The organism is Cupriavidus sp. 05T313 (assembly GCF_056396665.1).
The window spans coordinates 1-534 of the sequence record NZ_JBFTLX010000592.1 but is presented as its reverse complement, the minus strand read 5'-3'; the positions used below and the strand labels follow the sequence as shown (position 1 = coordinate 534).

Annotated in this window: 1 pseudogene; it reads right to left on the bottom strand. The window is 67.6% G+C overall.

Features of this window, described 5'->3' with window-relative positions:
* Positions 1–534, bottom strand: a pseudogene (locus AC1DKD_RS41905) (IS5/IS1182 family transposase); the annotation flags it as partial.

Sequence of the window (534 nt, the reverse complement as noted above, 5' to 3'; positions counted from 1 at the left end):
CGATCACGATGTGGGCCTTGTATCCGTCCTGCTGCCTGGACTGGGTCTTGTGCGCGTGCCGGGTGTCGGGGTCAACGGTGGAGATCATCCGGTCCGGGGCGACCTTCCGGGCGATCCGCCATCGCCCGTCGGTCCCGTCGGAGTCCTCGGCCGGTTCCACGTCCTGCCCGGCGACCAGGGCCAGCAGAGCGTAGGCATCAGCAGCCTTTCCGTCCAGCGTTTCGGGRTCGACCGCGGCCAGCAACGCCAGGGCGTCGGTGACCAGCGCGGAGATCAGCCCGTCTTTCGCTCCCTGGTCATCCCAGGCGATGTCCGGCTTACCCGTGCGGATGTAGTCATAGCCCGTGGCGTGGGCGGTCACGAGTTCTTGTCCGCCCGGGATGTCCCGGCCGAAGCGGCGGACCGCGGCGATCAGCTGCGTGATCGTGTCCTGCCTSRCGACCGCGTCRTYAAGGACCGTTGAATCCACCGCYCGKCGGCGCTTACCCGTCAAAGCCCCGGTTTCCGCGACGACTTTGGCGATGGCTTCCATGA